30 protein-coding genes and 1 pseudogene are annotated in these 26,240 nt (G+C 60.7%); 14 read left to right on the top strand and 17 right to left on the bottom strand.

From position 1 onward, the window contains the following. Positions 1 to 251 precede the first annotated feature (251 nt). The 5 genes from CR917_RS13105 (at position 252) to CR917_RS13085 (ending at position 5,940) form a co-directional block, all read left to right on the top strand. Positions 252 to 1,643 carry a GntP family permease gene (locus CR917_RS13105; RefSeq protein WP_058540163.1) on the top strand — a complete coding sequence of 464 codons (1,392 nt, stop codon included), beginning with the start codon at positions 252 to 254 and terminating at the stop codon, positions 1,641 to 1,643. Positions 1,644 to 1,653: 10 nt separating this feature from the next. Next, positions 1,654 to 2,424, top strand: coding sequence for a 3-hydroxybutyrate dehydrogenase (gene hbdH / locus CR917_RS13100; RefSeq protein WP_104572437.1), 771 nt, complete (start codon positions 1,654 to 1,656; stop codon positions 2,422 to 2,424). 68 nt (positions 2,425 to 2,492) lie between these two features. After that, positions 2,493 to 2,972 carry a serine protease inhibitor ecotin gene (gene eco, locus CR917_RS13095; RefSeq protein WP_104572436.1) on the top strand — a complete coding sequence of 160 codons (480 nt, stop codon included), beginning with the start codon at positions 2,493 to 2,495 and terminating at the stop codon, positions 2,970 to 2,972. Between the two features lie 91 nt (positions 2,973 to 3,063). Continuing rightward, positions 3,064 to 3,339 (top strand): peptidylprolyl isomerase, encoded by a 276-nt coding sequence (locus CR917_RS13090; protein ID WP_038611202.1) that lies wholly within the window; start codon positions 3,064 to 3,066, stop codon positions 3,337 to 3,339. A 150-nt stretch (positions 3,340 to 3,489) separates the two neighbouring features. Next, positions 3,490 to 5,940: an autotransporter outer membrane beta-barrel domain-containing protein gene (locus CR917_RS13085; RefSeq protein WP_104572435.1), complete on the top strand. Its 2,451-nt coding sequence runs from the start codon at positions 3,490 to 3,492 to the stop codon at positions 5,938 to 5,940. Positions 5,941 to 5,943: 3 nt separating this feature from the next. On the opposite strand, the gene CR917_RS13080 is transcribed toward CR917_RS13085, so the two are convergent. Next, positions 5,944 to 6,570 carry a LysE family translocator gene (locus CR917_RS13080; RefSeq protein ID WP_043861489.1) on the bottom strand — a complete coding sequence of 209 codons (627 nt, stop codon included), beginning with the start codon at positions 6,568 to 6,570 and terminating at the stop codon, positions 5,944 to 5,946. 101 nt (positions 6,571 to 6,671) lie between these two features. On the opposite strand from CR917_RS13080, the gene CR917_RS13075 reads away from it, so the two are divergent. Continuing rightward, complete coding sequence (locus tag CR917_RS13075; RefSeq protein WP_104572434.1) at positions 6,672 to 7,004, top strand: hypothetical protein; 333 nt, start codon at positions 6,672 to 6,674, stop codon at positions 7,002 to 7,004. Here CR917_RS13075 and CR917_RS13070 read toward each other — a convergent pair. Beyond that, complete coding sequence (locus CR917_RS13070; RefSeq protein ID WP_104572433.1) at positions 6,997 to 7,686, bottom strand: metallophosphoesterase; 690 nt, start codon at positions 7,684 to 7,686, stop codon at positions 6,997 to 6,999. The two genes, CR917_RS13075 and CR917_RS13070, sit on opposite strands and share 8 nt — an antisense overlap. Positions 7,687 to 7,770: 84 nt before the next feature. Here CR917_RS13070 and CR917_RS13065 point away from each other — a divergent pair, with 84 nt between their 5' ends. The 4 genes from CR917_RS13065 to CR917_RS13050 all read left to right on the top strand — a co-directional run bounded on the left by CR917_RS13065 (position 7,771) and on the right by CR917_RS13050 (position 9,080). Next, positions 7,771 to 7,998, top strand: a complete 228-nt coding sequence (locus CR917_RS13065) for a hypothetical protein (protein WP_043861486.1) — start codon at positions 7,771 to 7,773, stop codon at positions 7,996 to 7,998. A gap of 62 nt (positions 7,999 to 8,060) precedes the next feature. Continuing rightward, positions 8,061 to 8,285, top strand: coding sequence for a hypothetical protein (locus CR917_RS13060; protein WP_043861485.1), 225 nt, complete (start codon positions 8,061 to 8,063; stop codon positions 8,283 to 8,285). A gap of 119 nt (positions 8,286 to 8,404) precedes the next feature. Then, positions 8,405 to 8,617 carry a hypothetical protein gene (locus tag CR917_RS13055; RefSeq protein ID WP_043861484.1) on the top strand — a complete coding sequence of 71 codons (213 nt, stop codon included), beginning with the start codon at positions 8,405 to 8,407 and terminating at the stop codon, positions 8,615 to 8,617. A gap of 211 nt (positions 8,618 to 8,828) precedes the next feature. After that, positions 8,829 to 9,080 carry a hypothetical protein gene (locus tag CR917_RS13050; protein ID WP_104572432.1) on the top strand — a complete coding sequence of 84 codons (252 nt, stop codon included), beginning with the start codon at positions 8,829 to 8,831 and terminating at the stop codon, positions 9,078 to 9,080. A gap of 53 nt (positions 9,081 to 9,133) precedes the next feature. Here the strand turns inward: CR917_RS13050 and CR917_RS27725 are convergent, their stop codons facing one another. From CR917_RS27725 to CR917_RS13035, 4 genes are all read right to left on the bottom strand, one after another. After that, positions 9,134 to 9,316 (bottom strand): DUF6021 family protein, encoded by a 183-nt coding sequence (locus CR917_RS27725; protein ID WP_078480403.1) that lies wholly within the window; start codon positions 9,314 to 9,316, stop codon positions 9,134 to 9,136. 84 nt (positions 9,317 to 9,400) lie between these two features. Then, positions 9,401 to 9,580, bottom strand: a complete 180-nt coding sequence (locus CR917_RS13040) for a hypothetical protein (RefSeq protein WP_080922870.1) — start codon at positions 9,578 to 9,580, stop codon at positions 9,401 to 9,403. Between the two features lie 104 nt (positions 9,581 to 9,684). Then, complete coding sequence (locus CR917_RS27415; protein WP_167400190.1) at positions 9,685 to 9,858, bottom strand: hypothetical protein; 174 nt, start codon at positions 9,856 to 9,858, stop codon at positions 9,685 to 9,687. A gap of 121 nt (positions 9,859 to 9,979) precedes the next feature. Then, a complete protein-coding gene (locus CR917_RS13035) occupies positions 9,980 to 11,023 on the bottom strand; it encodes an ABC transporter substrate-binding protein (RefSeq protein ID WP_104572431.1) in 1,044 nt (347 codons plus the stop codon). A gap of 192 nt (positions 11,024 to 11,215) precedes the next feature. On the opposite strand from CR917_RS13035, the gene CR917_RS13030 reads away from it, so the two are divergent. Continuing rightward, positions 11,216 to 13,168: an FAD-dependent oxidoreductase gene (locus CR917_RS13030; protein ID WP_104572430.1), complete on the top strand. Its 1,953-nt coding sequence runs from the start codon at positions 11,216 to 11,218 to the stop codon at positions 13,166 to 13,168. Positions 13,169 to 13,213: 45 nt separating this feature from the next. Then, the gene (locus CR917_RS13025; protein ID WP_043861479.1) at positions 13,214 to 13,816 is read left to right on the top strand and encodes a helix-turn-helix domain-containing protein; all 603 of its coding nucleotides are present in this window, start codon (positions 13,214 to 13,216) and stop codon (positions 13,814 to 13,816) included. 47 nt (positions 13,817 to 13,863) lie between these two features. Here CR917_RS13025 and CR917_RS27410 read toward each other — a convergent pair whose 3' ends face one another. The 3 genes from CR917_RS27410 to CR917_RS13015 form a co-directional block, all read right to left on the bottom strand. After that, positions 13,864 to 14,037, bottom strand: a complete 174-nt coding sequence (locus tag CR917_RS27410) for a hypothetical protein (protein ID WP_167400191.1) — start codon at positions 14,035 to 14,037, stop codon at positions 13,864 to 13,866. Positions 14,038 to 14,077: 40 nt separating this feature from the next. After that, positions 14,078 to 14,272: a hypothetical protein gene (locus CR917_RS13020; protein WP_054914550.1), complete on the bottom strand. Its 195-nt coding sequence runs from the start codon at positions 14,270 to 14,272 to the stop codon at positions 14,078 to 14,080. Positions 14,273 to 14,354: 82 nt separating this feature from the next. After that, positions 14,355 to 14,870, bottom strand: a complete 516-nt coding sequence (locus tag CR917_RS13015; RefSeq protein WP_043861503.1) for a DUF4142 domain-containing protein — start codon at positions 14,868 to 14,870, stop codon at positions 14,355 to 14,357. A gap of 196 nt (positions 14,871 to 15,066) precedes the next feature. Here CR917_RS13015 and CR917_RS27720 point away from each other — a divergent pair, with 196 nt between their 5' ends. After that, positions 15,067 to 15,201, top strand: coding sequence for a hypothetical protein (locus CR917_RS27720; RefSeq protein WP_255001044.1), 135 nt, complete (start codon positions 15,067 to 15,069; stop codon positions 15,199 to 15,201). A gap of 263 nt (positions 15,202 to 15,464) precedes the next feature. On the opposite strand, the gene CR917_RS13010 is transcribed toward CR917_RS27720, so the two are convergent. From CR917_RS13010 to CR917_RS27405, 7 genes are all read right to left on the bottom strand, one after another. After that, entirely contained in the window at positions 15,465 to 16,523 is a 1,059-nt protein-coding gene (locus tag CR917_RS13010) for a linear amide C-N hydrolase (RefSeq protein WP_043861477.1), read from the bottom strand. A gap of 547 nt (positions 16,524 to 17,070) precedes the next feature. After that, positions 17,071 to 17,421 (bottom strand): copper-binding protein, encoded by a 351-nt coding sequence (locus CR917_RS13000; protein WP_078480399.1) that lies wholly within the window; start codon positions 17,419 to 17,421, stop codon positions 17,071 to 17,073. After that, the gene (locus tag CR917_RS12995) at positions 17,418 to 20,576 is read right to left on the bottom strand and encodes an efflux RND transporter permease subunit (protein WP_058540155.1); all 3,159 of its coding nucleotides are present in this window, start codon (positions 20,574 to 20,576) and stop codon (positions 17,418 to 17,420) included. Before CR917_RS12995 ends, CR917_RS13000 begins: the two co-directional genes overlap by 4 nt. Then, complete coding sequence (locus CR917_RS12990) at positions 20,573 to 22,057, bottom strand: efflux RND transporter periplasmic adaptor subunit (RefSeq protein ID WP_104572428.1); 1,485 nt, start codon at positions 22,055 to 22,057, stop codon at positions 20,573 to 20,575. Before CR917_RS12990 ends, CR917_RS12995 begins: the two co-directional genes overlap by 4 nt. Beyond that, a complete protein-coding gene (locus CR917_RS12985) occupies positions 22,054 to 23,310 on the bottom strand; it encodes a TolC family protein (protein ID WP_104572427.1) in 1,257 nt (418 codons plus the stop codon). Before CR917_RS12985 ends, CR917_RS12990 begins: the two co-directional genes overlap by 4 nt. Before the next feature lie 100 nt (positions 23,311 to 23,410). After that, positions 23,411 to 23,752, bottom strand: coding sequence for a hypothetical protein (locus tag CR917_RS27715; RefSeq protein ID WP_054914555.1), 342 nt, complete (start codon positions 23,750 to 23,752; stop codon positions 23,411 to 23,413). 340 nt (positions 23,753 to 24,092) lie between these two features. Next, positions 24,093 to 24,263 (bottom strand): hypothetical protein, encoded by a 171-nt coding sequence (locus CR917_RS27405; protein WP_167400192.1) that lies wholly within the window; start codon positions 24,261 to 24,263, stop codon positions 24,093 to 24,095. Between the two features lie 225 nt (positions 24,264 to 24,488). On the opposite strand from CR917_RS27405, the pseudogene CR917_RS28085 reads away from it, so the two are divergent. Beyond that, positions 24,489 to 24,799: pseudogene (locus CR917_RS28085) on the top strand (integrase). An 868-nt stretch (positions 24,800 to 25,667) separates the two neighbouring features. Here CR917_RS28085 and CR917_RS27710 read toward each other — a convergent pair. Then, complete coding sequence (locus CR917_RS27710) at positions 25,668 to 25,856, bottom strand: hypothetical protein (RefSeq protein WP_104572426.1); 189 nt, start codon at positions 25,854 to 25,856, stop codon at positions 25,668 to 25,670. Between the last annotated feature and the right edge of the window lie 384 nt (positions 25,857 to 26,240).

The following is a 26,240-nucleotide window of genomic DNA, read 5'->3' as shown; positions in this document are numbered from 1 at the left end:
GCCTTGCCGGCGAACGGGCGCGAAGCGGTCGTATAACCAGAGTGAACGGTGTGTCAGGCAGACCCGTGTGCAGATCCTCCTGCGCTGCAAGCGCACGCACGGCACAGCCAGTCTCAAACCAGAGACAATCATTCGATAAATTCTACTGGAATTAATATTTATTTTTATAAATCAATAGCTTATTAACATGGCACGGTCTTCGCTAAGGGCTGCATCCCAACAAAAACAAGATGCACCCAAGGAGACACTCAATGAGTGTGATCATTGCCCTGGCAGCCCTGGCGCTGCTGATGCTGGCGGCCTACCGTGGCTACAGCGTGATTCTTTTTGCCCCCATCGCCGCCCTCGGCGCGGTGCTGCTTACCGACCCTTCCGCCGTCGCGCCCGCCTTCACCGGGGTGTTCATGGAAAAGATGGTCGGGTTCATCAAGCTCTATTTCCCGGTGTTCCTGCTCGGCGCCGTGTTCGGCAAGCTGATCGAGCTCTCGGGTTTCTCGCGCTCGATCGTGGCTGCCGCCATTCGCCTGCTAGGCACACGCCAGGCCATGCTGGTGATCGTGCTGGTGTGCGCGCTGCTCACCTATGGCGGCGTGTCGCTGTTCGTGGTGGTGTTCGCGGTGTACCCGTTCGCCGCCGAGATGTTTCGCCAGAGCGATATCCCCAAACGTCTGATACCAGCCACCATTGCCCTGGGTGCGTTCTCGTTCACCATGGACGCCCTGCCGGGCACCCCGCAGATCCAGAACATCATCCCCAGCACCTTCTTCAACACCACCGCCTGGGCCGCGCCTTGGCTTGGCGTGATCGGTACGCTGTTCGTGTTCTGCACCGGCATGCTGTACCTGCAGCGCCAGCGCAACAAGGCGCAGCGCGCCGGTGAAGGCTACGGCAGCGACTTGCGCAACGAGCCCGAAACCGCCGCCGACCTGACCCTGCCGCACCCGCTGCTGGCGTTGTCGCCACTGCTGCTGGTGGGGGTGATGAACCTGCTGTTCACCCACTGGATCCCGGCGTGGTACGGCAAGACCCACAGCCTGAGCCTGCCCGGCATGAGCGCCCCGGTACAGACCGAGATCGCCAAGCTGACGGCCATCTGGGCGGTCGAGGCCGCCCTGCTGCTGGGCATCCTGCTGGTGCTGGTCAGCGCCTTCGGCGCCATCCGCACACGCCTGGCAGAGGGCAGCAAGAGCGCGGTCAATGGTGCCCTGCTGGCGGCGATGAACACGGCGTCGGAATACGGTTTCGGCGCCGTGATCGCGTCGCTGCCAGGCTTTCTGGTATTGGCCGATGCGCTGCGCAACATTCCCAACCCGCTGGTCAACGAAGCCATCACCGTGACCCTGCTGGCCGGCATCACCGGTTCTGCATCCGGCGGCATGAGCATTGCGCTGGCGGCCATGGCCGACAGCTTCATCAGTGCGGCGCACGCGGCGAACATTCCGCTGGAGGTGCTGCACCGAGTGGCCGCGATGGCCAGCGGCGGCATGGACACCCTGCCGCACAACGGCGCAGTGATCACCCTGCTGGCGGTGACCGGCCTGACCCACCGCGAAGCCTACAAGGACATCTTCGGCATCACCCTGATCAAGACCCTGGCAGTCTTCGTGGTGATCGCTACCTTCTACGCTACAGGCATTGTCTAAGGAGACTTCCATGAGCCTTGCAGGAAAAGTCGCACTGGTTACCGGTTCCACCAGTGGCATCGGCCTGGGTATCGCCCAGGCATTGGCCGGCGCTGGCGCCGATGTGATTCTCAACGGCTTCGGCGACGCCAGTGCAGCGCTTGCCGAGGTGGGCCGGCATGGCACCCGGGTGGGGCACCACGCGGCAGACCTTGGCAGCGTGGAACAGCTGAGCGACCTGTTTGCCTATGCCGAACGCGAGTTCGGCGGGGTCGATATCCTGGTCAACAACGCCGGCATCCAGCATGTCGCCCCGGTGGAGGCGTTCCCGGTGGAACGCTGGGACGCGATCATCGCGCTCAACCTTTCGGCGGTGTTTCACAGCACCCGCCTGGCACTGCCCGGCATGCGCCAGCGCAACTGGGGGCGGGTGATCAACATCGCCTCGGTGCACGGGCAGGTCGGCTCGGTAGGCAAGGCCGCCTATGTGGCGGCCAAGCACGGGGTGGTCGGGCTGACCAAGGTGGTGGGCCTGGAGACCGCCACCAGCAACGTGACCTGCAACGCCATCTGCCCCGGCTGGGTGCTCACCCCGCTGGTACAGAAGCAGATCGACGATCGCATCGCCAGCGGGGTCGACCCGCAGCAGGCCCAGCAGGACCTGCTGGCCGAAAAGCAGCCCTCGCACGCCTTCGTCACACCGCAACACCTGGGCGAGCTGGTATTGTTTCTGTGTAGCGAAGCCGGCAGCCAGGTACGCGGCGCCGCCTGGAACATCGATGGCGGCTGGCTGGCCCAGTAGCCATCGGCCTGGGGCGCAGGTACCGCTGGCCGGCTACGACTGTCATTTTCAAACCGCAAGGAGCTTTTATGCGACCGCTTTCCCTGACCGCCCTGGTCATGCTGCCCCTGGCTTTCAGCGCCCCTGTTCTCGCAGCCAGCCTCAAGGATGTGGCCCCTTATCCCGAAGCCGAAAACGGTTTTGTGCGCCAGGTGATCCACCTGCCCGAGCAGAAGGACGAGTCGGCATTCAAGGTCGAGGTACTGGCCGGCAAGACCCTCAAGGTGGACTGCAACCTGCAGCGCCTGGGTGGCAACCTCGAAGAGAAGACCCTCGAAGGCTGGGGCTATAGCTACTACCGGCTGGACAAGGTGATGGGCCCTGTCTCTACCCTGATGGGCTGCCCCGACAACAAGAAGATCGACGCCTTCGTGCCGGTGGTCGGCGATGGTTTCCTGCTGCGCTACAACAGCAAGTTGCCGGTGGTGGTCTACACCCCCAAGGACGTGGAAGTGCGCTATCGCATCTGGTCGGCTTCCAGCGAAGTGAAACGCGCCACGGTGGAGTAACCCGCCAAGGCGTGGGTTCGGGGCACGGCGCGCAAAGCCGCCCTGCCCCGAATCAGGCATAATCGCCGGTTTTACCCGTAACAGAGGCAACATGAAAGCACAGGCCCGTCACATCCTGGTCAAGACCGCCGAAGAGGCCGAACAGCTCAAGCAGCGCATCGCCAAGGGCGAAGCCTTCGATGTGCTGGCGAAAAAGTACTCCACCTGCCCGTCGGGCAAACGCGGCGGCGACCTGGGCGAAGTACGCCCGGGACAGATGGTGGGCGCCATCGACCAGGTGATTTTCAAGAAGCCGTTGCGGGTGGTACACGGCCCGATCAAGAGCAAATTCGGTTACCACCTGGTGCAGGTGTTCTACCGCGATTGAGCCCTCTGCCCTGATCGACAGGCGTGCCATCGGTCAGGCGTTTTTGCGCCAATGTGCACATTTCCGATGACCACCTATCATTTCTGCCAGTTGCGACCGCCGTCGCAGCCCTGTATCGCTTGGGCCGATCGCTAGCCCAAGGAGGACGAAATGAGCCCGCCCAGCCGCGTTGCCCTGGCGTGCCTGCCGTTGCTGGGCCCGTGGGCCCTGACAAGTCAGGCGGACTGCACCTTCGCCCCTACCGGCGGCAACGATCGTTATGTCTGCGACAGCGGCATTGGCACCTCCCTTGTCGACCCTGGCGGTGACAACACGCTGATACTGCCGGCCGGGGGCAGCGGCACCCTCGCCGGCAGCGTGACCTTCGGCCCCGGCGCCGACCGCGTCGAGATGGCGTCGGGCATCATCACTGGCGTGCTCGATCAGGGCGCGGGCATCGACACCTTCATCATGACCGGCGGGCAGTTGCAGGCCTTGCAGCAGGGCAACGGCCGCGACCTGTTCCAGATGAGCGGCGGACGCATCATCGGCGCTTTCGAAGATGGCGATGTGGCCTACATGAGCGGCGGGCGCATCGGGCGCGTCGACATGAAGCTGGACCGCAACCTGTTCGACATGTCCGGCGGCATCATCGACGCCAACCTGGTCACAGGCTTTGACCGCGACACGGTCATCGTCAGTGGCGGACGCATCGGCGGCAACATCAGCGTCAGCGGCGGCGACGACAGCGTGACCATCAGCGGTGGCGAGGTGGTGGGCAATGTACTGCTCAGCTTCGGCGACGACAGCTTCACCTGGCGCGACGACGGCATCGTGCGCGGTGCGGTGCTGATGGGCGACGGCAGCGACCAGGCGCTGCTGGCCAACCTCGACGAAAGCCGCCTGGGGCTGGTGCGCCAGGTGGACGGCGGCCTGGGCAGCGACAGCCTGGTACTGGACCATACCCGCAGCAGCCTGGGCGCGCGCTATACCAGTTGGGAGCGCATGGCCCTGACCAACACCTCGGTCTTCAACCTGGATGGCCACCTGGTTCTTGGAGACCAGGGCACGGGTACCGGCACCTTGCTGATCGATGCCACCAGCCAGCTGGTGGCGCGCACCGGCCAGGTGACGGCGTTTGCCGGCGGCACACCGGTGAGCGTGAACAACGCCGGGCTCATCGACCTCAGCAGCGGCGCCAATGCGCTGGGCCGACTGACCCTCGACGGCAACTACGCAGGCAGCAACGGCGTGCTCAAGGTCGACAGCGTGCTCGAAGGCGACGGCGCCGCCTCCGACCGGCTGGTGGTCAACCAGGGCTCGCTGGCCGGCAGCACTGCCCTGCAGGTCAACAACCTGGGCGGCAGCGGCGCGCTGACAGCGGCCGATGGCATCCAGGTGGTCGAGGCCGGCCCTGGCACCACCAGCACCAGCACGGCGTTCAGCCTTGGCCAGCCCTTGTCGGCCGGGGCTTACCAGTACTACCTGTTCAAGGGCGGGGTCAGCGCTGGCAGCGAGAACAGCTGGTACCTGCGCTCGAGTGTGGTCGCGCCCCCGGTATCGGCGCCGCCCCTGCCCGGCCAGCCACCGCCACCGGTGGTGCCGGCGCCCGTGGCCGCCCCGGGTACCCCGCCACTGCCCACCCCGGTCGCCGGGCAGGCCATCGTGCTGTACCGCGCCGAAGTGCCGGTGTACGCGGTGGCCAGCCGCGCCGCGGCCATCATCAGCCTGTCGACCCTGGGCACCTTCCACCAGCGCCAGGGCGAGCAACGCCTGCTCGACGAACAAGGCCCGGTGGCCGCCGGGTGGGCCCGCACCTTTGGCGAGCACCTGCGCCAGCAGTGGTCCGGCACGGTGTCGCCAAGCCTGGACGGCAACCTGAGCGGTTTCGAGGTGGGCCATGACCTGTATGCGATGCACACCGACGGCGGTTATCGCCAGCACGCCGGGGTGTATGTCAGCCATAGCCGGCTCGATGGCGATGTCAAAGGTTTCGCGCTGGGTTTCGAAGACAATGCGGTGGGCGATGTTCGCCTCGATGGCGACAGTGTCGGCGCCTACTGGACGCTGATCGGTCCCGGGCAGTGGTACGTGGACACAGTGCTGCAGTACACCGATCTGGACGGCCGCGCCCGTTCCGATCGCGGCGTGAAGCTCGATCTGGATGGGCATGCCCTGGCGGCCTCGGTGGAGGCCGGCTATCCGCTGGCATTGAGCGCGCGCTGGGTGGTCGAGCCCCAGGTGCAGGTGATCGCCCGCAAGGTCGACTTCGATACACGCAGCGATGGCATTTCAACGGTCACCCAGGACAGCCAGACCAACTGGACCGGGCGCGTTGGCGCACGAATCAAGGGCAGCTACCTGGCCGGCAGCGTGCCGCTGGAGCCCTACCTGCGCAGCAATGTATGGCGCAGCAGTGGCGGGCGCGACACCCTGCGGTTCGACGGGGGCGAGCCGATCAGGACTGATCAGGCCGCCACCTGGATGGACGTGGGCGCCGGCCTGAGCGCCCGGCTGAGCCCCGCCGTGGCGATGTACGGCGCAGTGACCTACAGCGCCAACCTTGACAGCCGCCAGCAGGAATCGATTGGCGGCACCCTGGGGCTGCGCATCCGCTGGTAGGGCTCAGGCCCGGCGTGCGGCGAGCAGGCCGAACCCCGCCAGGCCCAGCAACGATGCGCTGACCCGGTTGAACAGCCGACGCGGTGCAGGCTGGTTGAACCAGCGCTGCATGTACGCCCCCAGCCAGCCGTAGATGGCGATGGCCAGCCACTCAAGTACCAGGAACATCGCCCCCAGCACGGCGAACTGCTCGGCCACCGGCGTGGCGCTTGTCACACTGACGAACTGGGGCAGGAACGCGGTGAAGATCAGGATGGCCTTGGGGTTGCCCGCCGCCACCAGGAACTCCTGACGCGCCAGGCGCAGGGTGCCCACGCCGCGTGCACCGACCTGCGCGGCCTCGCCGACCGGTGCGCGCCACAACTGCCAGGCGATGTAGAACAGGTAGCCGGCGCCCAGCACCTTGACCAGCAGGAACAGGTATTCACTGGTATGCAGCACCACCGCCAGGCCCATGGCGGCCAGTACGATCATGCCGGCAAACGCCAGCAGGCGGCCGGCGCCAGCCAGGCAGGCCGTGCGCAGGCCGTAGCGGCTGGCGTTGTTCAGCGACAGCAGGTTGTTGGGGCCAGGGGCCATGTTCAGGGCGAAACAGGCCGGGATGAATAACGCGAGGGTGGTCAGGTCCATGAGGGGCTCCGGTGGCTGGGGCAACGAGTTTCAAATGCCCTGCCGGCCAGCGTCAAGTCATGTATGATCGCGCGCTTCTCGAAATCTGCCAGGAGGCGACCATGCGCCAGAACAGCGTGGGCAGCGGCCATATGATGGTCTTGCTGATGGCTGGCTTCCTGTTGATTGTGGGTGCCCTGACGATGGTCCTGCTGAACCTGCAAGACCTGCAGGCGGGCAGCGTGATCAGTATGGTCAGCAACCGTATCCGGCCAGTCCACCACGTGACCCATACGCTGCGTGACAACCCCGACGCGTTTCATGCCGCGATCCTGTTCAAGATGGTGTTCAGTGGCCTGATGCTGCTGGTTGGCATCGCGTTGGCATGGGTATCGATACGCCAGCTCAGGCGAACCCCCACCAAGCCCAACGGTGACCCGTGGTGGTTCATCTAGGCGTCTGCAGTAACTCAAGGCTGGCAAGATCAAGCAGGCTGAAGTGTCCGCTTGCCCAGCCGCCGGTATCGAGGTGCCAGACATTGCCCAGCACCTTCACCTCGCGCAGCGTGGTGTGCCCGACGATCAGCGCACGCAAGCCCTGAACCTCGCCAGTGTCGCCCTGCTGCAAGCGTCGCCGCGACCATTGGCACACCTCCTGAACATCGGCTGAAGGTTCGCCTGCCAGCTGCTCGCACAGTGTCTGCCAATGCGCGAACGGGCAGTCGGCGTGCAGCAGGCCGACCAGGCCTTCAGGGGTTTGCAGCTCCAGCGCCAGGGGCATCTGTTCGAAGGCGGCCACAAAGCGGGCCTGGGCCTGCGCTTCCAGGTCGAGAAACCAGCCGCCACCACTGGCGCGGTACATCGCCTGGTCCAGCCAGTGGCCCCGCACGTGGGCAATGGCCAACGCTTCATGATTGCCTTGCACCGCGTGAAACCAGGGTTGATCGAGCCATGCCAGCGCCTGTTCGCTGTCGGGCCCACGGTCGACCAGGTCGCCCACGCTGAAAAGCCGATCGATGGCCGGATCGAACCCGACGGCATCCAGTGCCTGCTGCAGGCGTTGGAAGTGCCCATGGATATCGCCCACCGCGATATCGCGGCCACGACGGTTGGCCCGTACCTGCACCCTGGCGCTCATGCTGTGCCTCCCCTCTTCTGTTGCCGATGGTGTCGCCTGCTAGAATGCACCCATTTGAACGCAATCAGCCCATCCGAGGTATCCATGGGTATCAAGAAGTCCTCCGCAGAACTCAAACGTGACCTGAAGCTGGTCGCCACCGACCTTGAGCGTACCGCCGGTGAAATCAGCAAGCTGGCCGAGCGCATCAAGGACGTCGACGTGGTGGCGGTGCTGCACCTGATGAACCGCCTGTACCGGGACTCGGACAAGCTCAAGGCCTATGCCGACGAGGTCAAGGACGGGCGCATCGTGCGCGGCAAACCCGATTGAGGCTGGGGGGGCCAACTGCCGGCGCACTGCTACACTTAATTCGCCGAAGGGAGGAATGCGCCATGTCCGACAAAGAGATCACCACCCTGCTGACCCTGATCAACCACCGTCAGGACCGCCTGGCCGTGGCCTGCAAGGAGATCGCCGACTGGATCGACCGCCAGGGCGATGTACCGGTGGCGGGCAAGATCCGCGACACCCTCAAGGCCGTCGAAGCCGACGAGGTGCTGGTGAAGAAGACCCTGACCTCCCTCACCCTGGACCGACCGCTGCCGCGTTTTCGCTAGCCGCTGACAGGCAGGCGCATCGCCCGTTCCGATGGAATTGTTGTCGCAATATCAATATGATAGCGGCCTGTCGCACGCCGTTCGTGCGACAGTGGACAATGACTCGGGAAGGATTACTCGTGAAAGATTTTGTTATCAGCGTCAACAACGTGGTGCTGTACGTGGCACTGGCCGTCATCTGGATTTCCGGCCTGTTCATGTTCAGCCAGAGCTTCCTGGCTGGCCTGGGCACATTGATTGTCGGTACGCTGACCTGGTGCATCGTTTCCGGCTTCTGGTTCGTCCAGTCGGCCACCTACGAAGAACTGCGCAAGCTCAACAACAAGCCCTGACGCCCCGGCGTAGCGCTTGACCCACTGCCCCACTGCCCCGCGGCGTTGCCCGGGGCAGTTCTGTTTCAGGGCCCTGCTGCCCGCCCCCACCCCGCAACCTGCTGTAACGCAACCGGTCGCCCCCTCGCGACATCCGGTGGAATCCCTGCCGCCCTGGCCTGTCGGAAGCTGTGCAACGCCCTTCATACCCATGAACACTGCGAGGCAGGCAATGACCAATCAAACACTGCAAAACGAAGTACTCACCCGGCTGTACCACGCCCACCCGAACGGGTTGGGCAAGGAAGTGCTGGACAACTTCGAAGGCGAAAAGGCGGTGGCCGAGACGCTCAAGCAACTGCAGGACAAGGGGTTGATCCAGGACGGTGCGGTCACCGTTAGGGCCGACGATGAACCGTCAGTGCGTTACCCGATCAAGCTCAGTGCGGCGGGTGTGACCGCGGCCAAGGCAGCCGGCGGCTGATTGCACGGCTGATTGCAAAAAGGCCCGGCATTGCGCCGGGCCCTTGTTTGCGGCTACTCGCCAAGAAGCGGTGGCTTGCGTGGTTCTGGCCCGCCCTTGGGCGCCTTGGCCGGGCCTACCGGATCCACCTGCGGGTCATCCAGGTCTGGCGAATCGGGATCAAAGTCCAGCGTGTCCCGTTCAGAGGCGTGCTCGGATGAATGCGGTCCTTCTGGTTTGTGCTGATTACCGGTCATCAATACCTCCACGTCGTCGAATGGGGCCAGGCATCCGGGTGTCTGCCAGCGATCCCCCCAGCCCCCTGGCAGACGCCCCTGCGCTCAATCATTGGGCAGCGGCATGTCTTCGTCATCGGGCACGCCATCACCGCTGGCCGGGTCTTTCCAGTCCTCGGGACGATCTGGCGTGAACACCGGTGGGCGTGCCAGCGGATCGACGTCTTCGGGAGCCGTCGTCGGTTGGGTGGGGTCTTGGGCTTGGGCAGTCACTTGGTCAGTCATGGAACACCTCGCCAGCAAAGGCCCGGAACATCCGGGCCCTGTCAGTTGGAGGTCAGGCCGGGGCCAGGGTGCAGCACACGCGACGAATGGTGAAGCCGGCAGGGCTACGGGTCTTCGGGCTGGTCATCGTCATCGTCGAGCAGACCCCAGGCATCATCGTCCTCGTCATCCTCATCCATACCGCCCGCCTCTGGCTCGGGGGCAATGTATTGATCGTGAAATTCGTGGTCGAGCAGGTGGTCGTGCTCGGGTTCGTGGATATCGTCGTCATCGTGCATGGAACGGGCTCGCCGGCGGTTCTGGTAAGCGCGTATTTAACCAGAATTTGAAGGGGCGCCGCGCACGCCTTCACAGCTGAGCCCGCTCCTGCAGAACGGTGCAGGAGACGGGCTGCAACGGCTACTTGGTAGCCCAGGCGTTGAACCGCTCCTCCAGTTCGTCGCCATGATCGACCCAGAACTCGACATTCATCGACAGCGCCCCTTGAAGGTTCTGCGGCGAGGTCGGCACCCAGCTGGTCAGCGACGGGTCCAGCTTTGCCGCGGCCTGGGTGTTGGTCGGGCCGTAGGGAATCTGCTGTACATAGCGCACCTGCGCTGCCGGGTCGTTGGTGTAGGCGATCAGCCGCTTGGCCTGGTCGACATGTTTGGAGCCCTTGATGATGGCCCAGTAGTCCATGCCGTACAGGCTGCCGGGCCATACCACCGCCAACGGCGCACCGGCCTGCGCGGCGGTGGCGATGCGCCCGCTGTAGGTGGAGGTCATCACCACGTCACCCGCGGTCAGCCACTGCGCCGGCTGCGCGCCTGCCTCCCACCACTGGATGTTGGGCTTGAGCTCGCTCAGCTTGGCAAAGGCGCGGTCCACGCCCTCGGGGGTGGCCAGCACCTTGTAGACGTCCTCGACCTTGACGCCGTCGGCCAGCAGTGCGAACTCCAGGTTGTACACCGCACGCTTCCTCAGGCCGCGCTTGCCCGGGTATTTGTTCACGTCCCAGAAGTCGGCCCAGGAGGTGGGCGCCTGGGCCAGTTTGTCGCGGTCATAGGCGATCGCCACGCTCCACACCAGCGCCGCCGAGCCGCACGCCTGGGCAGCGTCCGGGATCAGCTCGTCGGCATGCCCCAGCTGCTTCCAGTCGAGGGGTTCGTACATGCCTTCGTCGCACCCGCGCATCAAGTCGGGCCCTTCGATCTGCACCACATCCCAGTCCACATTGCCAGTGTCGACCATCACCTTGATGCGGGCCATTTCACCGTTGTACTCGCTCTGGATCAGCTTGCTCTTGTCCTGGGCACTGAACGGCTGGAAGAACGCCACGTCCTGGGCCTTCTGCCCGGCACCGCCATAACCCACCACGACCATCTGCGGAGCTGCCTGGGCACTGCCCAGGCCCAGGGCAAGCAGCACTGCATACAGGCCTGGTTTACGCGGGAACGCTTTCATCGATGGATCCTCCTGCGGGTACCACTCGGCCTGGCGCCGGCGTGGTCCACTTTCTTGTTTTTGTGAGGTAAGCCCCTGCACTGGGGTGACTCGACGCTAATCAAACCCAAGTAAAAAAACAAGTTGATTTTTTACTGTCGGTACACTTTCATAGAAAAATAATAACAACACCCCCGCTGGAGCCTGACCACCATGTCGACCGCCTTCGCGCACCTGTTCACCCCGTTGCAGATCCGTGGCAAGCGCCTCAAGAACCGCATCATGTCCAGCGGCCACGACACCTCGATGCCCACCGACAACCTGGTCAACGAACAGCTGATTGCCTATCACCAGGCCCGGGCCGAAGGTGGTGTGGGGCTGATCGTGCTGCAGGTGGCCGGCGTACACGACAGCGCCCGCTACACCTCCCACGTGCTGATGGCCACCGATGACGCCTGCATCGAGGGGTATCGCCGGCTGGCCGAGACCTGCCATGCCCACGGCACCGTGGTGCTGTCGCAGATCTTTCACCCGGGCCGCGAGATCATGGAGTCCAGCGACGGCTTGCTGGCGGTGGCCTACTCGGCCTCGGCGGTGCCCAACGAACGGTTCCGGGTGATGCCGCGCGAGCTTGACCAAGGCATGATCGACGAGATCGTGGCCGGCTATGCTGCGGCGGCGCGGCGCCTGCATCAGGCGGGCGTGGACGGCGTGGAGGTGGTGGCCAGCCACGGGTACCTGCCCGCCCAGTTCATCAACCCTCGGGTCAACCGGCGTAGCGACGGCTACAACGGCGACCTTGAACAACGTTTGCGCTTTGTGCGCGAGGTCATCGCCGCGGTGCGTGCCAGCACCGACGAACACTTCATCATTGGCCTGCGCATCAGCGCCGATGAACGCGACGCCGAGGGCCTGAGCGAAGATGAATCGCTCGGCGCGGTGAAGGCCCTGCAAGGGCAACTGGACTATGTGCATATCGTGGCCGGCACCTCGGCGTCCCTGGGCGGCGCGGTGCATATCGTGCCGCCGATGGCCATCGAGGCCGCCTATCTGGCCCGCGAGGCGGGCACCTTCAAGGCCAGCCTGGACATTCCGCTGTTCGTTACCGGGCGCATCAACCAGCCCCAGGAGGCCGAGCTGATACTTGCCCGCGGCCAGGCCGACGTGTGTGGCATGACCCGCGCGCTGATCTGCGACCCGCAGATGCCGAACAAGACCGACAGCGGCCGGGCCGAAGACGTGCGTGCCTGCATCGCCTGCAACCAGGCCTGTATCGGGCACTTCCACAAGGGCCTGCCGATTTCGTGCATCCAGCATCCGGAGACCGGGCGCGAGCGGCAGTTCGGCCAACTGCAGCCTGCCACGCTGCGCAAGAAGGTGATGGTGGTGGGCGGCGGCCCGGCCGGCATGAAGGCTGCCGCAGTAGCGGCGGCCCGTGGTCATCAGGTCACCCTGTATGAGGCGGCCGCCCAACTGGGTGGCCAGGTGCTGCTGGCGCAACTGCTGCCACGGCGCAGCGAATTCGGCGGTGCCAGCACCAACCTGCAACGCGAGATGCAGTTGGCCGGCGTGGAGGTGGTGCGCAATACCCGGGTCGACCGCGCGCTGGTCGCGCGCGAGCGGCCGGATGCCGTGATCGTCGCCACCGGTGCCGCGCCCTACTGGCCGGCGTTCGAGCGCGGCGGCGAGTTGCAGGTGGTCGACGCCTGGCAGGTGCTGCGCGAGCAGGTACAGGTCGGTCGCTCGGTGATGGTGATGGACTGGCGCTGCGACTGGATCGGGCCGGGCATCGCCGAACGCCTGACCCGCGCCGGGCATCAGGTGCAACTGGCGGTCAACGGTACCCACTGCGGCGAGAGCCTGCCGTTGTATGTGCGTGACCAGATGGCCGGCGAGCTGCACAAGCTGGGCATCCCGATCACGCCCTATGCGCGGCTGTATGGCTGCGACGACAGCAGCGTCTACCTGCAGCACACCGCCAGCGGCGAGGCGATGATCTTCGAGGGCATCGACACCCTGGTGCTGTGCCACGGCCATCACCCGGTCGACACCCTGGCCGGCGAGATCCAGGACCTGGCCGCAGTACACCGCATTGGCGATTGCCTGGCGGCGCGTACCGCCGAGGAAGCCATCTATGAGGGCCTTAAAGTCGCCGCGAGCCTGTGAGGCTGTTTATACTCCGGGCCTTTGCAGGGCTGATCGGATAACGCCATGAGCAACAACAGCAAGCTGCCGCCCACCGCCGAGGACGGCAGCGCCGCGCCGCACTTTCTGGGCACGCGCATTCGCGGGCTTCGCAAGCGTCGCGGCATGACCCTGACCGAGCTTGCGCAACAGAGCGAGCTGACCGCCGGCTATATCAGCCAGCTGGAACGCAACCTGTCGTACCCCTCGATACCGGCACTGTTCAATATCGCCCGCAGCCTGGGCGTGACCATCCAGTGGTTCTTCGCCAGCGAGGCGGTCACCGCCCCCGAGGACAGCGGCTACGTGGTGCGCCGGCAGAGCCGACTGAGCGTGCATTACGAAGACGGCATCGTCGACCAGTTGCTCACCCCGCAACCCAACCGCGAACTGGAGATGCTCCATTCGCGCTTTCCGCCAGGCACCTACAGCCAGCAGAGCTACAGCCACGAGGGCGAAGAAGCCGGGTACGTGCTGTCCGGCCGCTTCGAGCTGTGGGTGGGGGATCGCCATTTCGAACTCGGCGAAGGCGACAGCTTCAGCTTCTCCAGCCAGGAGCCGCACAAGTACGGCAACCCGGGTGAAGTGGATGCGGTGGTGATCTGGGTGATCACCCCGCCCACCTTCTGAGCCCTGCGCCCCAAGCCTCGGCTGACTGGGGCGCACGTTCGCTCAAGTTAGTTGTTGGGGGGTTGCCGAGGCGCCGGCTCCGCAGGGGGCGTGTCGGGCTTTTGCATCTGCAGGGAAGACTTGCTGCGATCGGTATCCTTGTCGACATGCTCGGGCTCGTTGAAGCACCCTTGCAGCATCGACAGGCTGGCGACCAGCAACGCCAACGCGGTCAGTTTCATGACGTTAACCTCCAGGCAATGCCGGCACAGGCAAGGCCCCTCAGTGGAAGATAAAGGCATTGGCTTCCTTCACCAGCTCGCGCCACTCGCGACTGCTGATGATGCCCGCCACCTCGAGTGCATCGGCGGCCATCAACGCCTTGTCGTAACGCTGCTCGGCGTCCAGTGACGCATGCTCGTGGACCAACGCCTGTCGCCAGTTCTGCAACGCCTGCCTTTTGTCCGTGTCGTTCATCGTCACCTCTCCTCTACGACTGGAACGGTGCGTACTGCATTGCCAATGGCCAGCGCCTGCGCACTGGCCAGCGGGCATTGACTCAGGGTTGGGCTGCATCACCGCCGTGTGCGCTGGCAAGTGCCCTGGCCTTGGTCAGATGCTCTTTCAGCGTGGGCAGGGTTTTCTCGGCGAACGCCTTGAGCTCGGCATCGGTGCCGTCCTTCACATAGTTCTCGAACAGCTCGATGGTGGCCTCGTGCGCCTTGACCTGGTTGTTGGCATAGGCCTGGTCGAACGACTTGGCGCTACGCAGCTCCAGAATCATCGCCTTGGCCTTGTCCATCAGCATGGCATCATCCGAGACTTCCAGCTTTTTGCTGGCAGCGATGGCCTTGAGCTTCTCGTTGGCTGCGGTATGGTCCTTGACCATCATGTCGGCAAAGGCCTTCACGTCGCTGGCGCTGCCCTTCTCCTGGGCCAGCTTGCCGGCTTCCACTTCGGCGATGCCTTTGGCCGAGGCGTCTTCCACGAAATCGTCGGCGTCCTGGGCCGCGTGTACCGCGCCTGCCAGGGTAAACGCCAGCGCAAAAGCGCTGCTTCGCAACAGGGTATTCATCATGAAATCCTCGTTCTGTTTTTCGGGAACTGCGTTTGAGGTACCGCTGTTCATGTGAGCGCGTGGCGGCGTGGGTGGTTCATCTTTTTTGCCTGGCCTGTTTGCGGTCGTCGATACACGGGCAAAAAAACTGAATTAGCCCGACACCCGCCCGGTCCAGACCTATGAACGCAGTAAATCTGACGAGGTAACAGCAATGACTATCGAAGCAGAGACACTCGTACAACTGACCGACGCCCTGCGCAAACGCGGCCTGACCCGCGTCTCGGACATCACCTTCATGCGCGCGCCCTACCGGCACAATCACCGCTGGACCTGCACGGTGAAATAGCAATCATTCAGACCAATCCCGTAATTTTCACAAGCCTTTCACATTCGAAGGCTTATGGTTGACCCAGCTCCTAGTAGAAACCTTTAAGCCCGCTCCCCCCCATCGCGGGCTTTTCTTTGTCTGGGATTTGGGTTGTCGCAGGCAGGCTGATGACCGAGCCGCCTTTTGTTCAACGCACACAAAAGCGCTCGACCTCATGATTGCCGAGGCGAGCGCTGTTGCGTCCTGAGTGTAAATGTCAGGGATCAAGTCGCTGGTGCAATTCAAATCCCCTCGAATTTGAACGGTGCGGACTCTTCGAAGCGCGCGGACACTTCGCCGGCATACACGTTTGCCTGGTTCGGGCCCAGGTCCAGCTTCTTCACCTTGCCGGTTTTCTGGCTGAGGTCCAGCTTTTTCAGGTCAACCCAGAACGTATTGGGCGTGACTGCGGACTCGAAAAAATACTGCTTGTGTTTATGGTCCGCCACGGTCCGCCAGCGCGTGGATGAGATATTGGGCTGATCTGGCGTTGTAATGCCGTACGGCACCGAGACGTTGCGAATCACACTGAACACACTGGCCAGTGACAGCCGCGCATCCTCATGCTTGGGCACGGCATTTACGTAGAAGGACGCACGCGCAAAGCGATCAGGCGAGCGGTTGGTGCCAGGCAACATCTGTGTTCCGTCAATGCCTTGCCAATAAGCATACATTTCCAACTGCTCGTCGAACTTCGGCGAGTTCGTCATCACTTGATATTTTCTGTCGTGGTGAATGACTTGCTTGCCATCGATATATTCAACGATTGCGCTATCACCCGACGCATCGGACATTGAAAGGTGGAGCGTTGCCAGGCGGGTTTCCTTCGGAACCTTGGATGTCACCACATGAAACGGTTCGGCCTTGAGCGCCTCGACCGCTTCAGCCACGGTCTTGAAGTTATCCAATACGTACTGAGCCCATGCCGAGATACTGAGCCCTGGCTTGCCCTGTTCGAGTGCTGGATATTCTGATTCCACCAGCCACAGCAGGTTTGCAGACAACCCGGCTTCGTTGATGCCGTCGGTGGTGGAAATATCGTAGCCGGACGCAATGACACTGCCGTACTTCGACGTCCAGGTAACCGAATTGGGGCCTGCCTCACCGTGGCGCTTCATGCCCTGGGGGAACACCCACAGGTTGGTTTCCACATCCTTCGCCCAGTCCATTGAGCGTGCCGTTATGATCTGTTGGTTATCTCCAAGAAAAACCAGCCGCGTGCAGGCGTGCACCACGGGTATCGATGAACAGAAACCGACCAGGGCCAGTGCAATTCCTTTTGCTGCGGGTGAAAGTTTCATTCCTTTGATTTCCTTGACCAAACTGATTATCAACACGCGCGAGCCCAGGCCTTCAAGCGAACGTGCAAGCACCTGGCTCGGTAATGACAAATAGTGTTTGATCGTCAATGACGACAAACATCAGCCAATAAAGCACGCACATATCAGAAATCAAGATTTGAGGGGACAAACAGCGTTCGCTTACAAGTACCGCAGCCTTGGCTTACCCCACTTGGGGCGATTCGGTGTTTTTCCATTTTGTGGTTGCACGGGGCGCGGATGCGCCGGCCGAGCTGGTCCAGGTCGGTCATACCCGTCAGATCGGCGAAGGCTTCGTCGATATAAAGGAAAGATGTCAACCCATGGAGATCAGTTTGAATGAACAGTTGGCGGGGTTTAGAGCAAGTTTCCGGCGTCCATAGACCACACGCATTTTCACAGAAATGGATCACGTGGTGTCCATGGTAAATACGCGAATTGTGGCGACGATCAGATGGCGGATTTTAGCAAGGGTAGCCTTTCCAAACCGGCACGACAGAGCGTGCCGGTAGTTCTCATCGCTACAGTCTTATTTTTTAATGGAAACGATTGCGGCTTTGCCATCCTTTACCCTAAAGGAAAACGATACATGGTCTCCGACCTTCAGACCTGCCAGCTGATCCTCCGTCACTGAAAAGGCCATAGTCATTGGGGGCCATTGCACCGCTGGCACAGCTCCGTGGGAGATGGTCACCGTATGCTTCGAAGTATCCATAGCCTTGATGGTTCCCTCAGCGTCAGCAACTGGAGCCTGTTTTGTTTCCTGCTCCATCTTCATGCCCTCCATACCATCCATTTTCATACCCGGCATGTCCTGCGAGTAGGCAGAAAGTGAAAACATAAACGCGGTACTGGCAGCTGCGATCAGGGTCAGTTTCATACGAATTTTCCTTGTGGTTTGATCGGTTCAACGATGAGGTGCCGGCGACGCATCAGGCGATAGGCTGCCGGAATGACAAACAGGGAAAGCAAGGGGGCCGTGACCATGCCGCCGACCATGGGCGCGGCAATGCGGCTCATCACTTCGCTACCAGTGCCACTGCCCAACAGGATCGGCAGCAAACCGGCAATAATGACCGCCACGGTCATGGCCTTGGGTCGAACGCGCTGCACAGCGCCTTCACGAATCGCTGCCACCAGCCCGCGCTCAGTGCTGTCGCCGAGGTCTTCCCGTTCGGCCCAGGCATTCTTCAGGTAGAGCAGCATGATCACACCAAACTCGGCGGACACACCGGCCAAGGCGATAAAGCCGACCCCGGTGGCGACCGATAGGTTGAATCCCAGCAGATAGAGGAACCATGCTCCGCCCGTAAGTGCGAATGGCAGCGTGGCCATGATCAGCAAAGCCTCATCGAAGCGGGCGAACGTCAGATAGAGCAGCACGAAGATGATCAGCAGCGTGGCAGGCACCACCAGCTTGAGTCGTGCGTTGGCCCTTTCGAGAAATTCAAACTGTCCTGAATAGCTCAGGCTCATTCCGGGCTGCAACTTGACCTGCTCACTGACGATTCGGCGCAGATCGGCGACCACCGAGGCAATGTCTCGACCACGCACATCGATGTATACCCAACCCGAAGGTCGTGCGTTTTCGCTCTTGAGCATCGGTGGGCCATCCGTGACCTTGACCTTCGCCACTATGCCGAGGGTGATCTGGCTCCCTAGCGGGGTATAGATCGGCAATTGCTCCAAGGCGCCGACCGAATCACGCCACTCCCGTGGGTAGCGCACGCTGATCGGAAAACGGGCGAGCCCTTCAATGGTCTCCCCGACGTTTTCACCACCGATAGCACCGGCCACGATGGACTGCACATCGGCAATATTCAGCCCGTAGCGCGCGGCGGCTTTGCGGTCGATATCCACGTCGATGTAACGGCCACCGGTCAGGCGCTCAGCCAGAGCTGAACTGACACCAGGCACACCCTTGGCAACGCGCTCTACCGCCTGAGTAGCGGCGTCGATCTCCGTCAGGTTGGTGCCGGCAACTTTCACCCCGATGGGACTCTTGATCCCAGTGGCCAGCATGTCGATACGGTTGCGAATCGGTGGTATCCAGATATTCGTCAGTCCAGGGACTCGCACCACTCGATCCAGTTCTTCCACCAGTTTTTCCTGGGTCATGCCTGCACGCCATAGCTCGTGCGGTTTGAATTGAATGGTGGTTTCGAACATCTCTAGCGGCGCGGGGTCGGTGGCAGTTTCCGCGCGTCCCGCTTTACCGAAGACATGTTCGACTTCGGGCACGGTTTTGATCAGGCGGTCGGTCTGTTGCAGCAATTGCGCTGCTTTCTGTGCCGACAAGCCCGGCAAAGCCGAAGGCATATAGAGCAGATCACCCTCGTCCAGCGGCGGAAGAAACTCACCACCCAAGCGCGACATTGGCCATAGCGCACTGACAAAAATCAGTAGCGCCAACAGCAATGTGATCTTAGGTCGACGCAAGACCATATCCAAAGCCGGCTGATAGATTCGGATCAGCCAACGGTTTAACGGGTTCTGCTGCTCATTGGGTATTCGCCCTCGAATCCAGTAGCCCATCAGCACGGGCACCAGAGTCACAGACAATCCCGCCGCTGCGGCCATGGCGTAGGTCTTGGTGAACGCCAATGGGCCAAACAGCCGTCCTTCCTGAGCCTCCAGGGTGAATACCGGAATGAACGACAAGGTGATGATCAATAGGCAGAAGAAAAGTGCCGGGCCTACCTCTGCCGCTGCTTCAGTCATCACATGCCAATGACGCTCCCCCGTTAGCTCCTCATCCGGATTGGCTGCGTGCCAGGCCTCGATTTTCTTGTGGGCGTTTTCGATCATCACTACGGCAGCATCGACCATGGCACCAATGGCGATGGCTATTCCGCCCAAGGACATGATGTTGGCGTTGATACCCTGGTAACGCATGACGATGAAGGCAATCAATACACCAACCGGTAACGAGATAATCGCCACCAGGGATGAGCGCAGGTGCCAGAGGAAGATCCCACACACCAAGGCGACGACGATGAACTCCTCGATCAGCTTGTGACTGAGATTATCGACAGCGCGGTCGATCAGCTTGCTGCGGTCGTAGGTGGTGACGATTTCCACACCAGCCGGCAGACTGCTTTTCAGTTCATCGAGCTTGGTCTTGACCGCTGCAATGGTTTCGCGAGCATTCTTGCCGCTACGCAAAATCACCACACCACCGACGGTCTCACCTTCGCCGTCGAGTTCGGAGATGCCCCTGCGCATTTCCGGCCCTAACTGAATCGTGGCGACATCACCCAGGGTCACCGGCACACCGCCTGAACCCAACTTAAGCGGGATCGCTCGAAAGTCATTAAGTGTCTTTAAATAGCCCGACGCCCGCACGATGAACTCGGTCTCTGCCATCTCCAACACGGCACCACCGGTTTCCTGGTTAGCTTTGCCGATAGCCTCGCTCACCTCGACTTGCGTGATGCCGAGGCTGGCCAGTTTGAGCGGATCGAGCTGCACCTGGTACTGCTTTACCATGCCTCCCACGGTAGCCACTTCCGCAACGTTGGGCAAAGTCTTGAGTTCGAACTTGAGGAACCAGTCCTGAAGAGCGCGAAGCTGTGCCAGGTCGTGTCCGCCACTTCGATCTACCAGTGCATATTGATAGATCCACCCCACCCCTGTCGCATCCGGCCCCAACGCCGGCTTGGCACTGGCAGGCAATCGACTTTGTATTTGGCTCAGGTATTCCAGCACCCGCGAACGGGCCCAATACAAGTCAGTGCCGTCTTCGAACAACACGTAAACGAAGCTATCACCAAAGAAGGAGTAACCACGTACCGTCTTGGCACCCGGCACCGAGAGCATGGTGGTGGCTAACGGATAGGTGACCTGGTTCTCGACAATCTGCGGCGCCTGGCCTGCGTAAGGTGTACGGATGATTACCTGTACATCAGAGAGATCGGGCAGCGCGTCTATAGGGGTGCTCTGCACCGACCAAATGCCCCAAGCCGTAACGAACAATGTCGCCAGTAGCACTAGGATACGGTTGGCCACTGACCAACGAATCAGGGCCGCGATCATGGCTGGCTCCCCGATTTATCCAAGCGATCCACACGCAAACCATCATCGGTTTGAGTAACTCCGATACGAACCTTGTCACCCGTTTCAAGTCCCTGCATCAGTGTCGGTTTGGCAAGCGGGAAAGTCATCGTCATACCAGGCATGCCCAACGTCTTGAAAGGGCCATGGGCAAGAGTGACCTCTTTGTCGTTGATCTCAACAATCTGCCCATCCGCTTCATGTAAGCTGGAGCCTGCTGCACCTGGTGGTGACTCGTCCTCCGCCCCTATGACAACGCCCTTAAGGCTGGCCTCCGAGTCGAGCAGGAATTGGCCAGACGTAACCACCTTCTGACCTTCTTCCAAGCCCTTCAGGATCGCCGTTCTACCATCGCTTTCCTGCCCAAGTTGGATCTCCACAGGACGGTAGCGACCCGCGCCTGCGGCGAGCATCACCAGAGCACGTCGACCAGTGCGAATGACGGCCTCGCTTGGCACCCACAGGACACTCTGCTCGGTCGAGCGGTTCAGACGTACCTCCGCCGACAGACCTGGTCTCAGGTGACCGTCAGGATTGGGCAGCTCCACCCGCACACGAATTGTGCGACTGTCCGAGTTGGTCTCGGGCAAAATCGCGCTGACCTTGCCATTGAGTGTTGTTCCCGGAAAGGCAGGCAAGCGCGCTTCGACGGTCTGTCCTAAGGTGAGAGTTCCGGCTTCCGATTCTGGAATGGCCACGGCCAGCCAGATACTGCTCAAGCCGTTCACACGTGCCAGAGTATCGCCAATCGCCACGGTCATGCCTGCACGAACATTCAATTCTTGCAGCACACCACCTATAGGGCTGGTGAGCGTCAAGTAAGGCTGAACCTTGCCACTACGCCCGACCTGAGTGATCAGTGCCGCTGGCATTCCCGTGAGCAGTAATCGTTGGCGGGCCGCAGCCAGTAGCTCAGCATCCCCGCTGCGTTTCAGGGCAAGGAACTCCGTCTGGGCGGCTGCCCACTCTGGCACTAGGATATCCGCCAATGCCGCGTTGGCCTTGAGCACGTCACCGGGAGCATGGGCGTAGACCCGCTCCACAAAACCACTGGTGCGAGCCTGAATCACCGCGACATCACGCTCGTTGAACGCCAGGATGCCTGTCACATTGAGGCTGGAATCCAGGACACCACGGGTGACGGTCGCAAAACGCAGCCCGAGATTTTGAGTCAAGCTCGGATCAATACTCACAGTTGCCCGATCCCCTGCACCGCTGGCGTACTGGGGAACCAACTGCATGTCCATGAAGGGGGATTTACCCGGCTTGTCGAATTTTTGTTGCGGGTACATGGGATCGTACCAATACAGGGCTTTCCGCTCGTTTGGAGAATTGAGGCTCTGCTCTGGAACGGTACTTGGCACTTCGCTCATGCGCAGATGAGCGAACCAGTACCCACCGGCTACACCCAATGCCAACGAGATGCCTATCACCAATGACCCACTCCATTTTTTTAGGCTCATTGGCTGGTCTCCCCATAAGCGAAATACAGGCGCGCACTGGTCAGCGCTCGTTGCTCCTCCACGTCGATCTGTTTGAGGCGCGCTTCGACGAGTTCACGTCGGGCGGCAACCACGGCGCTCAAATCGCCTTTGCCCGACCGATAACTCGCCATACTGAGTTCGACCTTTTCCTTGGCCAGAGGCAACAGGCTTTCCTGATTTCGACGCACCGCACGATTCAGGCGCTCATAGTCGGCCAGTTCGCTCTCCAATTGCTGAGTGTGCTCGCGTGACAGGGCTTCGCGCTCGGCCTCGAGCTGGCTGAGTTCAGCCTGCTTGGCAGCGATTTTGGGGGTTTGGCGCGAGTCAGGAAACAGAGGTAAATCCCAAGAAAATTGCACGCTGACCATATCGCCGAACTCACGGCCACGATGCTGGTAATCCACTTCCCAGCTCCAGTCCGACCGCTTCTCTGATACGGCTTCCCGAACCTTGGCCTGCGCTTCGCGGGTCATCGGTGCAAACGCAGCCAACTCGGGATGGTGTTGCAGCCTATGGGAGTAGCCTGAGGTGTCGACCGGCCATTCAGGAAAACTACCCACAGGCTTGTCGTTAGCGGCAGAACCAATCCAGCGTTTGAGAGCCGCTTGTGCTTGCGCTCTTTGGAGAGTCAGATCGTCCTGTTGTTCTGCCAGTTTGGCTGCTTCTTGTTTGGGTGTCACCGCGTCAGCAGGTTGAGCGCGGCCACCGGCAATCTGAGCCCGTACAGTATCGGCTAGCAGGAGATTTTCTTTGTAGAAGTCCTGAAACAGTGCATCTTTGCGCTCAACCGAGTAACTACTGATCCAGGCCAATGCCGTGGACTGGCGTACCTTCAGACGTTCGACTCGACGCTCCGCAGAGGCGCGATCAATAGCTGCATCGGCGACCTCAATCCGCGCTTTGCGCTTGTCGCTGTTGGGCATCTCCTGTCTGACCCCGACCATTTGCATGGTCATGAAGTCTTGGTCGATGCTCCAGCGATCCGGGCCCCCAATGGGGTAGTTCTGCACGCCCATCAGCAGCTTGGGATCAGGTAATTCACCGGCTGGAATAGCTGCACTGCTGGCAGCTTGAATTTTGGCATCTTGTGCGGTCAGCGACGGCGCATTGTTTTCGGCCAGACGCAGAGCTTCATCGAGCGTCAATGGCGCAGCGAAGCTCGGCAATGCCAGCACGCTTGCCGCCAAGCCGGCCATAAGAGACCAGCCTGTGCAATTGCACTTGGAGTTCATGTTTACGATTCCTGTGATCATCCACTGCAGGCGAAAAAATGGAACGCGCGCAGCTAGTCCATCCCGCTAATGCGGAATGAGGCTCAATGTTGGAAAGGAATCAAACGCGTGGCGGTCGCCATACCCCGGACGGGGTCTGTACAGGCAGAGAATCGCTGATGAGGGAAAGCACTACGGGGCTGAACACGGTCACAGGAGGCTTGAAGATTGAGACTTGCAACATACCGCCCGACTTGCACTCCTGGCCCGGCTTGCAAGGTTTGCCGTGTTCGACAGGGCTTTTCATGTCGTTGCAACAATCCATGCCCATGTCGTCCATCATAGCCATACCCATGGTCTTCATCGGGCAAGGTTCTGTCGGTGCCTGAACCCCCGCCATCCCACTGAGGGGAAGCGCCAGGCTGATCAAGAAGATGAGACAAAACCGCAGGTAGCGTTTCATGGTCTGGAGTGTATTCGCTGAAAATGGCTCTTACAATTGGGCACTGATCATCAAAAAAATGTCGTCAACCTCCAAAGCAGGCAATCAAGCCTTTTAAAAATTAAGCCAGTATTACGCGAAAAAAATTAACAATTTGGCCGAGACAGGCATTGCGAGGCAGTTCCGTAAGGGCTCTCTTGGAATCACGCCCCCCTATTGTCTGGGGTAGATGCCTGGAACAAGAGTTTTCGCTTCAGGCAGGGCCTCCCTATTCAAGGCTCGCTCGATAGTCCGCGTTGAGTATTTTCACTCAGGCACCTATGTGTATGCCTGTGCCTGCAGCTTGACCCCACCGCACACGTCAAGCCCGCTGGCGATATCCGGTAATGAGCAACACTACACCAGGCACCAGAAAGCCGACCGCGGTGTAGCCAAAAGCAGCTTGCCCAGAGGCGCCGACTGCGGCGAACGCAGCGCCGATTGCAATCAGTGGCGCCGCAGCGTAGTAGAACGGTTTGGCTTTATTGGCCATATCTAACCTCCTGTTTGACATACTTTTTTATAACACATCAGTCCGCCGAAAGGCGCGGGCCTGGAGAGCTGTTGCCGTGGCAAACGAAGAACTGGCCGGGCCGCTGCGGCGGCGCGCAAGCACGACCGCAGTAGCGGCCCGCAGACAAGCATGCGGGCAAAAAGGAAGAAACCCGGGGATGAGCACGCTGGGGAGCAACAGGCCGTGGTACCGGGTTTGCGCAAAATGGCATCGAAATCAGCCACTCCCACCAGTCCTTTTGTGTTCCAGCCGGGTAAAGGCGGGATGTAGATCAGGCAGGCAGGTGTTACAATCAGGCACTTCAAGCTCGCGCTCAAGGCGCTGGGCATCCGTGAACGTCGGCAGTACGACACGCGCCACACCTACGCAACTATGTGCCTAATGGCTGGGATGAACCCGCGTTCATCGCGAACCAACTCGGCCACAGCGTCGAGATGTTGCTCTCTACCTACGCAAAATGGATCAGCTCCTCCTCGGATTGGAAGGAGCTGGAGAAGCTGCCGTCCCGTATCTGACGGGCCCAAAATCGGCCCCAAAAGGTCGGCGGCACCTAAACACACCTCTGGACACCCCGCAGGATAAGCACTTGATTTCTACCGCTAACATCACCATGCGCTAAGGCATGGGAGTTAGCGGGGGTTGGAGCGTAGTGTTTGCTGGACCGAATCCCCCACTGGCTCTCTCAGAAACGCACCTCTTGGGCCGGAAATTGGTTCGAGAGTGTTTCGAGTTCTTAATACCGGTTCGGCATACGAGCAACGCTCCCCAATGACCGCAACGCACCGCATTCCCTGGCCAATGAAGGATCGGATCCGTTCTGCTTACGAGCCCATTTCTCAACAGGGTCTGAATGGCAGCCGACTGAAAACATGTACCAGTCCTGTACCCGCAATCTAGTCTTCTCGCCCGTCCTTACTCAGCCTCTGAGTAATGCGTACTTCAACTGAACTCCGAGGCACGGGCGATATGATTTCTATTGGAAACCTTCGAGACCACAAACACTTCGAAGTCAGTGGTTTTAAAGTGCACGCAATGGCGACATCAGACCGACGAAGAATGTTACAGCCACATTATATATATCTCCATAACCAGAGCAGATTCGCGGAGTTCTGGAAATTAGAGTTGATTGCACTAATTTAACAAGCTCATTTGAAGAGAGTGTAAATGTAAGCATAAATTCTTCAGCGGCACCTGCACTCAACGTTTGCGTTTGCTAAGAGATTTTTCAGGAAATTAACGCTAGTGATTGAGTAATTCCTTAGTTTAAGCTGGAGTAACAGTAAGAAAGGGCGCTGCCCCCAACGCACCAGTGTGGGCGAGCGCCTTTTTGCAAAAATCACATAATTAGCATGGGGATTTCCCCAGTTTTACCTACGCTCAGGGCTAATGGCGCGTCGCTGGTGGACCACCTAAGTCCCGAAGTTGATAGTCCGAAATGGCTTGAAATAGAGACTCAGCAAGCAGCCGAAGTCGCTCAACCTCTTCGCCCGAAGCTCCAGCGGCTTCAGCGGCATGATACTGACGCATAGCCTCGATAGCCTGCTTCATGAGTGGCTCACCCGCCTCAATCATCCCCGCTAGAGTCCTTTTCACCGGCCAACCTCTCTCACACCTAGAGCCAGACTAGACCATTCTGGGCCGTGGCGATTATGGAATGGGCATCCTTTGGTCTTATAGCCTTTTTGAGAGGCAGCGCAAAAAGGAAACCACGTCTTACCATTTTTGCGCGATTCGGCCACTCTAAGGATCTGAAACGGCCTACCAGCACTTCAAAATCGTCGCAAACCGGTACATGATCTGACATGCTGAAAATCCCTTTACGGTCCCTCCCTGTTCGAATCACTCCGACTGAAGCCGTAGCCTCGGTCATCCGAACCAGGGTCTAGGAACCCATCGTAAACGCTAGCCTTTCGAACCACAAAAACCAGCCACTTTCATGCATTACAGTAAGGACGT

This window comes from Pseudomonas sp. BRM28 (assembly GCF_002939405.1).
GTDB lineage: Bacteria > Pseudomonadota > Gammaproteobacteria > Pseudomonadales > Pseudomonadaceae > Aquipseudomonas > Aquipseudomonas palmensis.
This window is presented reverse-complemented; position numbering and strand designations above follow the sequence as displayed.

What these genes read in the sequence shown, in the direction of transcription:
- CR917_RS13105 (WP_058540163.1), top strand. Translation starts at nt 252, where the DNA reads ATGAGTGTGATCATTGCCCTGGCAGCCCTGGCGCTGCTGATGCTGGCG.
- hbdH (WP_104572437.1), top strand. Translation starts at nt 1,654, where the DNA reads ATGAGCCTTGCAGGAAAAGTCGCACTGGTTACCGGTTCCACCAGTGGC.
- eco (WP_104572436.1), top strand. Translation starts at nt 2,493, where the DNA reads ATGCGACCGCTTTCCCTGACCGCCCTGGTCATGCTGCCCCTGGCTTTC.
- CR917_RS13090 (WP_038611202.1), top strand. Translation starts at nt 3,064, where the DNA reads ATGAAAGCACAGGCCCGTCACATCCTGGTCAAGACCGCCGAAGAGGCC.
- CR917_RS13085 (WP_104572435.1), top strand. Translation starts at nt 3,490, where the DNA reads ATGAGCCCGCCCAGCCGCGTTGCCCTGGCGTGCCTGCCGTTGCTGGGC.
- CR917_RS13080 (WP_043861489.1), bottom strand. Translation starts at nt 6,570, where the DNA reads ATGGACCTGACCACCCTCGCGTTATTCATCCCGGCCTGTTTCGCCCTG.
- CR917_RS13075 (WP_104572434.1), top strand. Translation starts at nt 6,672, where the DNA reads ATGCGCCAGAACAGCGTGGGCAGCGGCCATATGATGGTCTTGCTGATG.
- CR917_RS13070 (WP_104572433.1), bottom strand. Translation starts at nt 7,686, where the DNA reads ATGAGCGCCAGGGTGCAGGTACGGGCCAACCGTCGTGGCCGCGATATC.
- CR917_RS13065 (WP_043861486.1), top strand. Translation starts at nt 7,771, where the DNA reads ATGGGTATCAAGAAGTCCTCCGCAGAACTCAAACGTGACCTGAAGCTG.
- CR917_RS13060 (WP_043861485.1), top strand. Translation starts at nt 8,061, where the DNA reads ATGTCCGACAAAGAGATCACCACCCTGCTGACCCTGATCAACCACCGT.
- CR917_RS13050 (WP_104572432.1), top strand. Translation starts at nt 8,829, where the DNA reads ATGACCAATCAAACACTGCAAAACGAAGTACTCACCCGGCTGTACCAC.
- CR917_RS27725 (WP_078480403.1), bottom strand. Translation starts at nt 9,316, where the DNA reads ATGACCGGTAATCAGCACAAACCAGAAGGACCGCATTCATCCGAGCAC.
- CR917_RS13040 (WP_080922870.1), bottom strand. Translation starts at nt 9,580, where the DNA reads ATGACTGACCAAGTGACTGCCCAAGCCCAAGACCCCACCCAACCGACG.
- CR917_RS27415 (WP_167400190.1), bottom strand. Translation starts at nt 9,858, where the DNA reads ATGCACGATGACGACGATATCCACGAACCCGAGCACGACCACCTGCTC.
- CR917_RS13035 (WP_104572431.1), bottom strand. Translation starts at nt 11,023, where the DNA reads ATGAAAGCGTTCCCGCGTAAACCAGGCCTGTATGCAGTGCTGCTTGCC.
- CR917_RS13030 (WP_104572430.1), top strand. Translation starts at nt 11,216, where the DNA reads ATGTCGACCGCCTTCGCGCACCTGTTCACCCCGTTGCAGATCCGTGGC.
- CR917_RS13025 (WP_043861479.1), top strand. Translation starts at nt 13,214, where the DNA reads ATGAGCAACAACAGCAAGCTGCCGCCCACCGCCGAGGACGGCAGCGCC.
- CR917_RS27410 (WP_167400191.1), bottom strand. Translation starts at nt 14,037, where the DNA reads ATGAAACTGACCGCGTTGGCGTTGCTGGTCGCCAGCCTGTCGATGCTG.
- CR917_RS13020 (WP_054914550.1), bottom strand. Translation starts at nt 14,272, where the DNA reads ATGAACGACACGGACAAAAGGCAGGCGTTGCAGAACTGGCGACAGGCG.
- CR917_RS13015 (WP_043861503.1), bottom strand. Translation starts at nt 14,870, where the DNA reads ATGAATACCCTGTTGCGAAGCAGCGCTTTTGCGCTGGCGTTTACCCTG.
- CR917_RS27720 (WP_255001044.1), top strand. Translation starts at nt 15,067, where the DNA reads ATGACTATCGAAGCAGAGACACTCGTACAACTGACCGACGCCCTGCGC.
- CR917_RS13010 (WP_043861477.1), bottom strand. Translation starts at nt 16,523, where the DNA reads ATGAAACTTTCACCCGCAGCAAAAGGAATTGCACTGGCCCTGGTCGGT.
- CR917_RS13000 (WP_078480399.1), bottom strand. Translation starts at nt 17,421, where the DNA reads ATGAAACTGACCCTGATCGCAGCTGCCAGTACCGCGTTTATGTTTTCA.
- CR917_RS12995 (WP_058540155.1), bottom strand. Translation starts at nt 20,576, where the DNA reads ATGATCGCGGCCCTGATTCGTTGGTCAGTGGCCAACCGTATCCTAGTG.
- CR917_RS12990 (WP_104572428.1), bottom strand. Translation starts at nt 22,057, where the DNA reads ATGAGCCTAAAAAAATGGAGTGGGTCATTGGTGATAGGCATCTCGTTG.
- CR917_RS12985 (WP_104572427.1), bottom strand. Translation starts at nt 23,310, where the DNA reads ATGAACTCCAAGTGCAATTGCACAGGCTGGTCTCTTATGGCCGGCTTG.
- CR917_RS27715 (WP_054914555.1), bottom strand. Translation starts at nt 23,752, where the DNA reads ATGAAACGCTACCTGCGGTTTTGTCTCATCTTCTTGATCAGCCTGGCG.
- CR917_RS27405 (WP_167400192.1), bottom strand. Translation starts at nt 24,263, where the DNA reads ATGGCCAATAAAGCCAAACCGTTCTACTACGCTGCGGCGCCACTGATT.
- CR917_RS27710 (WP_104572426.1), bottom strand. Translation starts at nt 25,856, where the DNA reads ATGATTGAGGCGGGTGAGCCACTCATGAAGCAGGCTATCGAGGCTATG.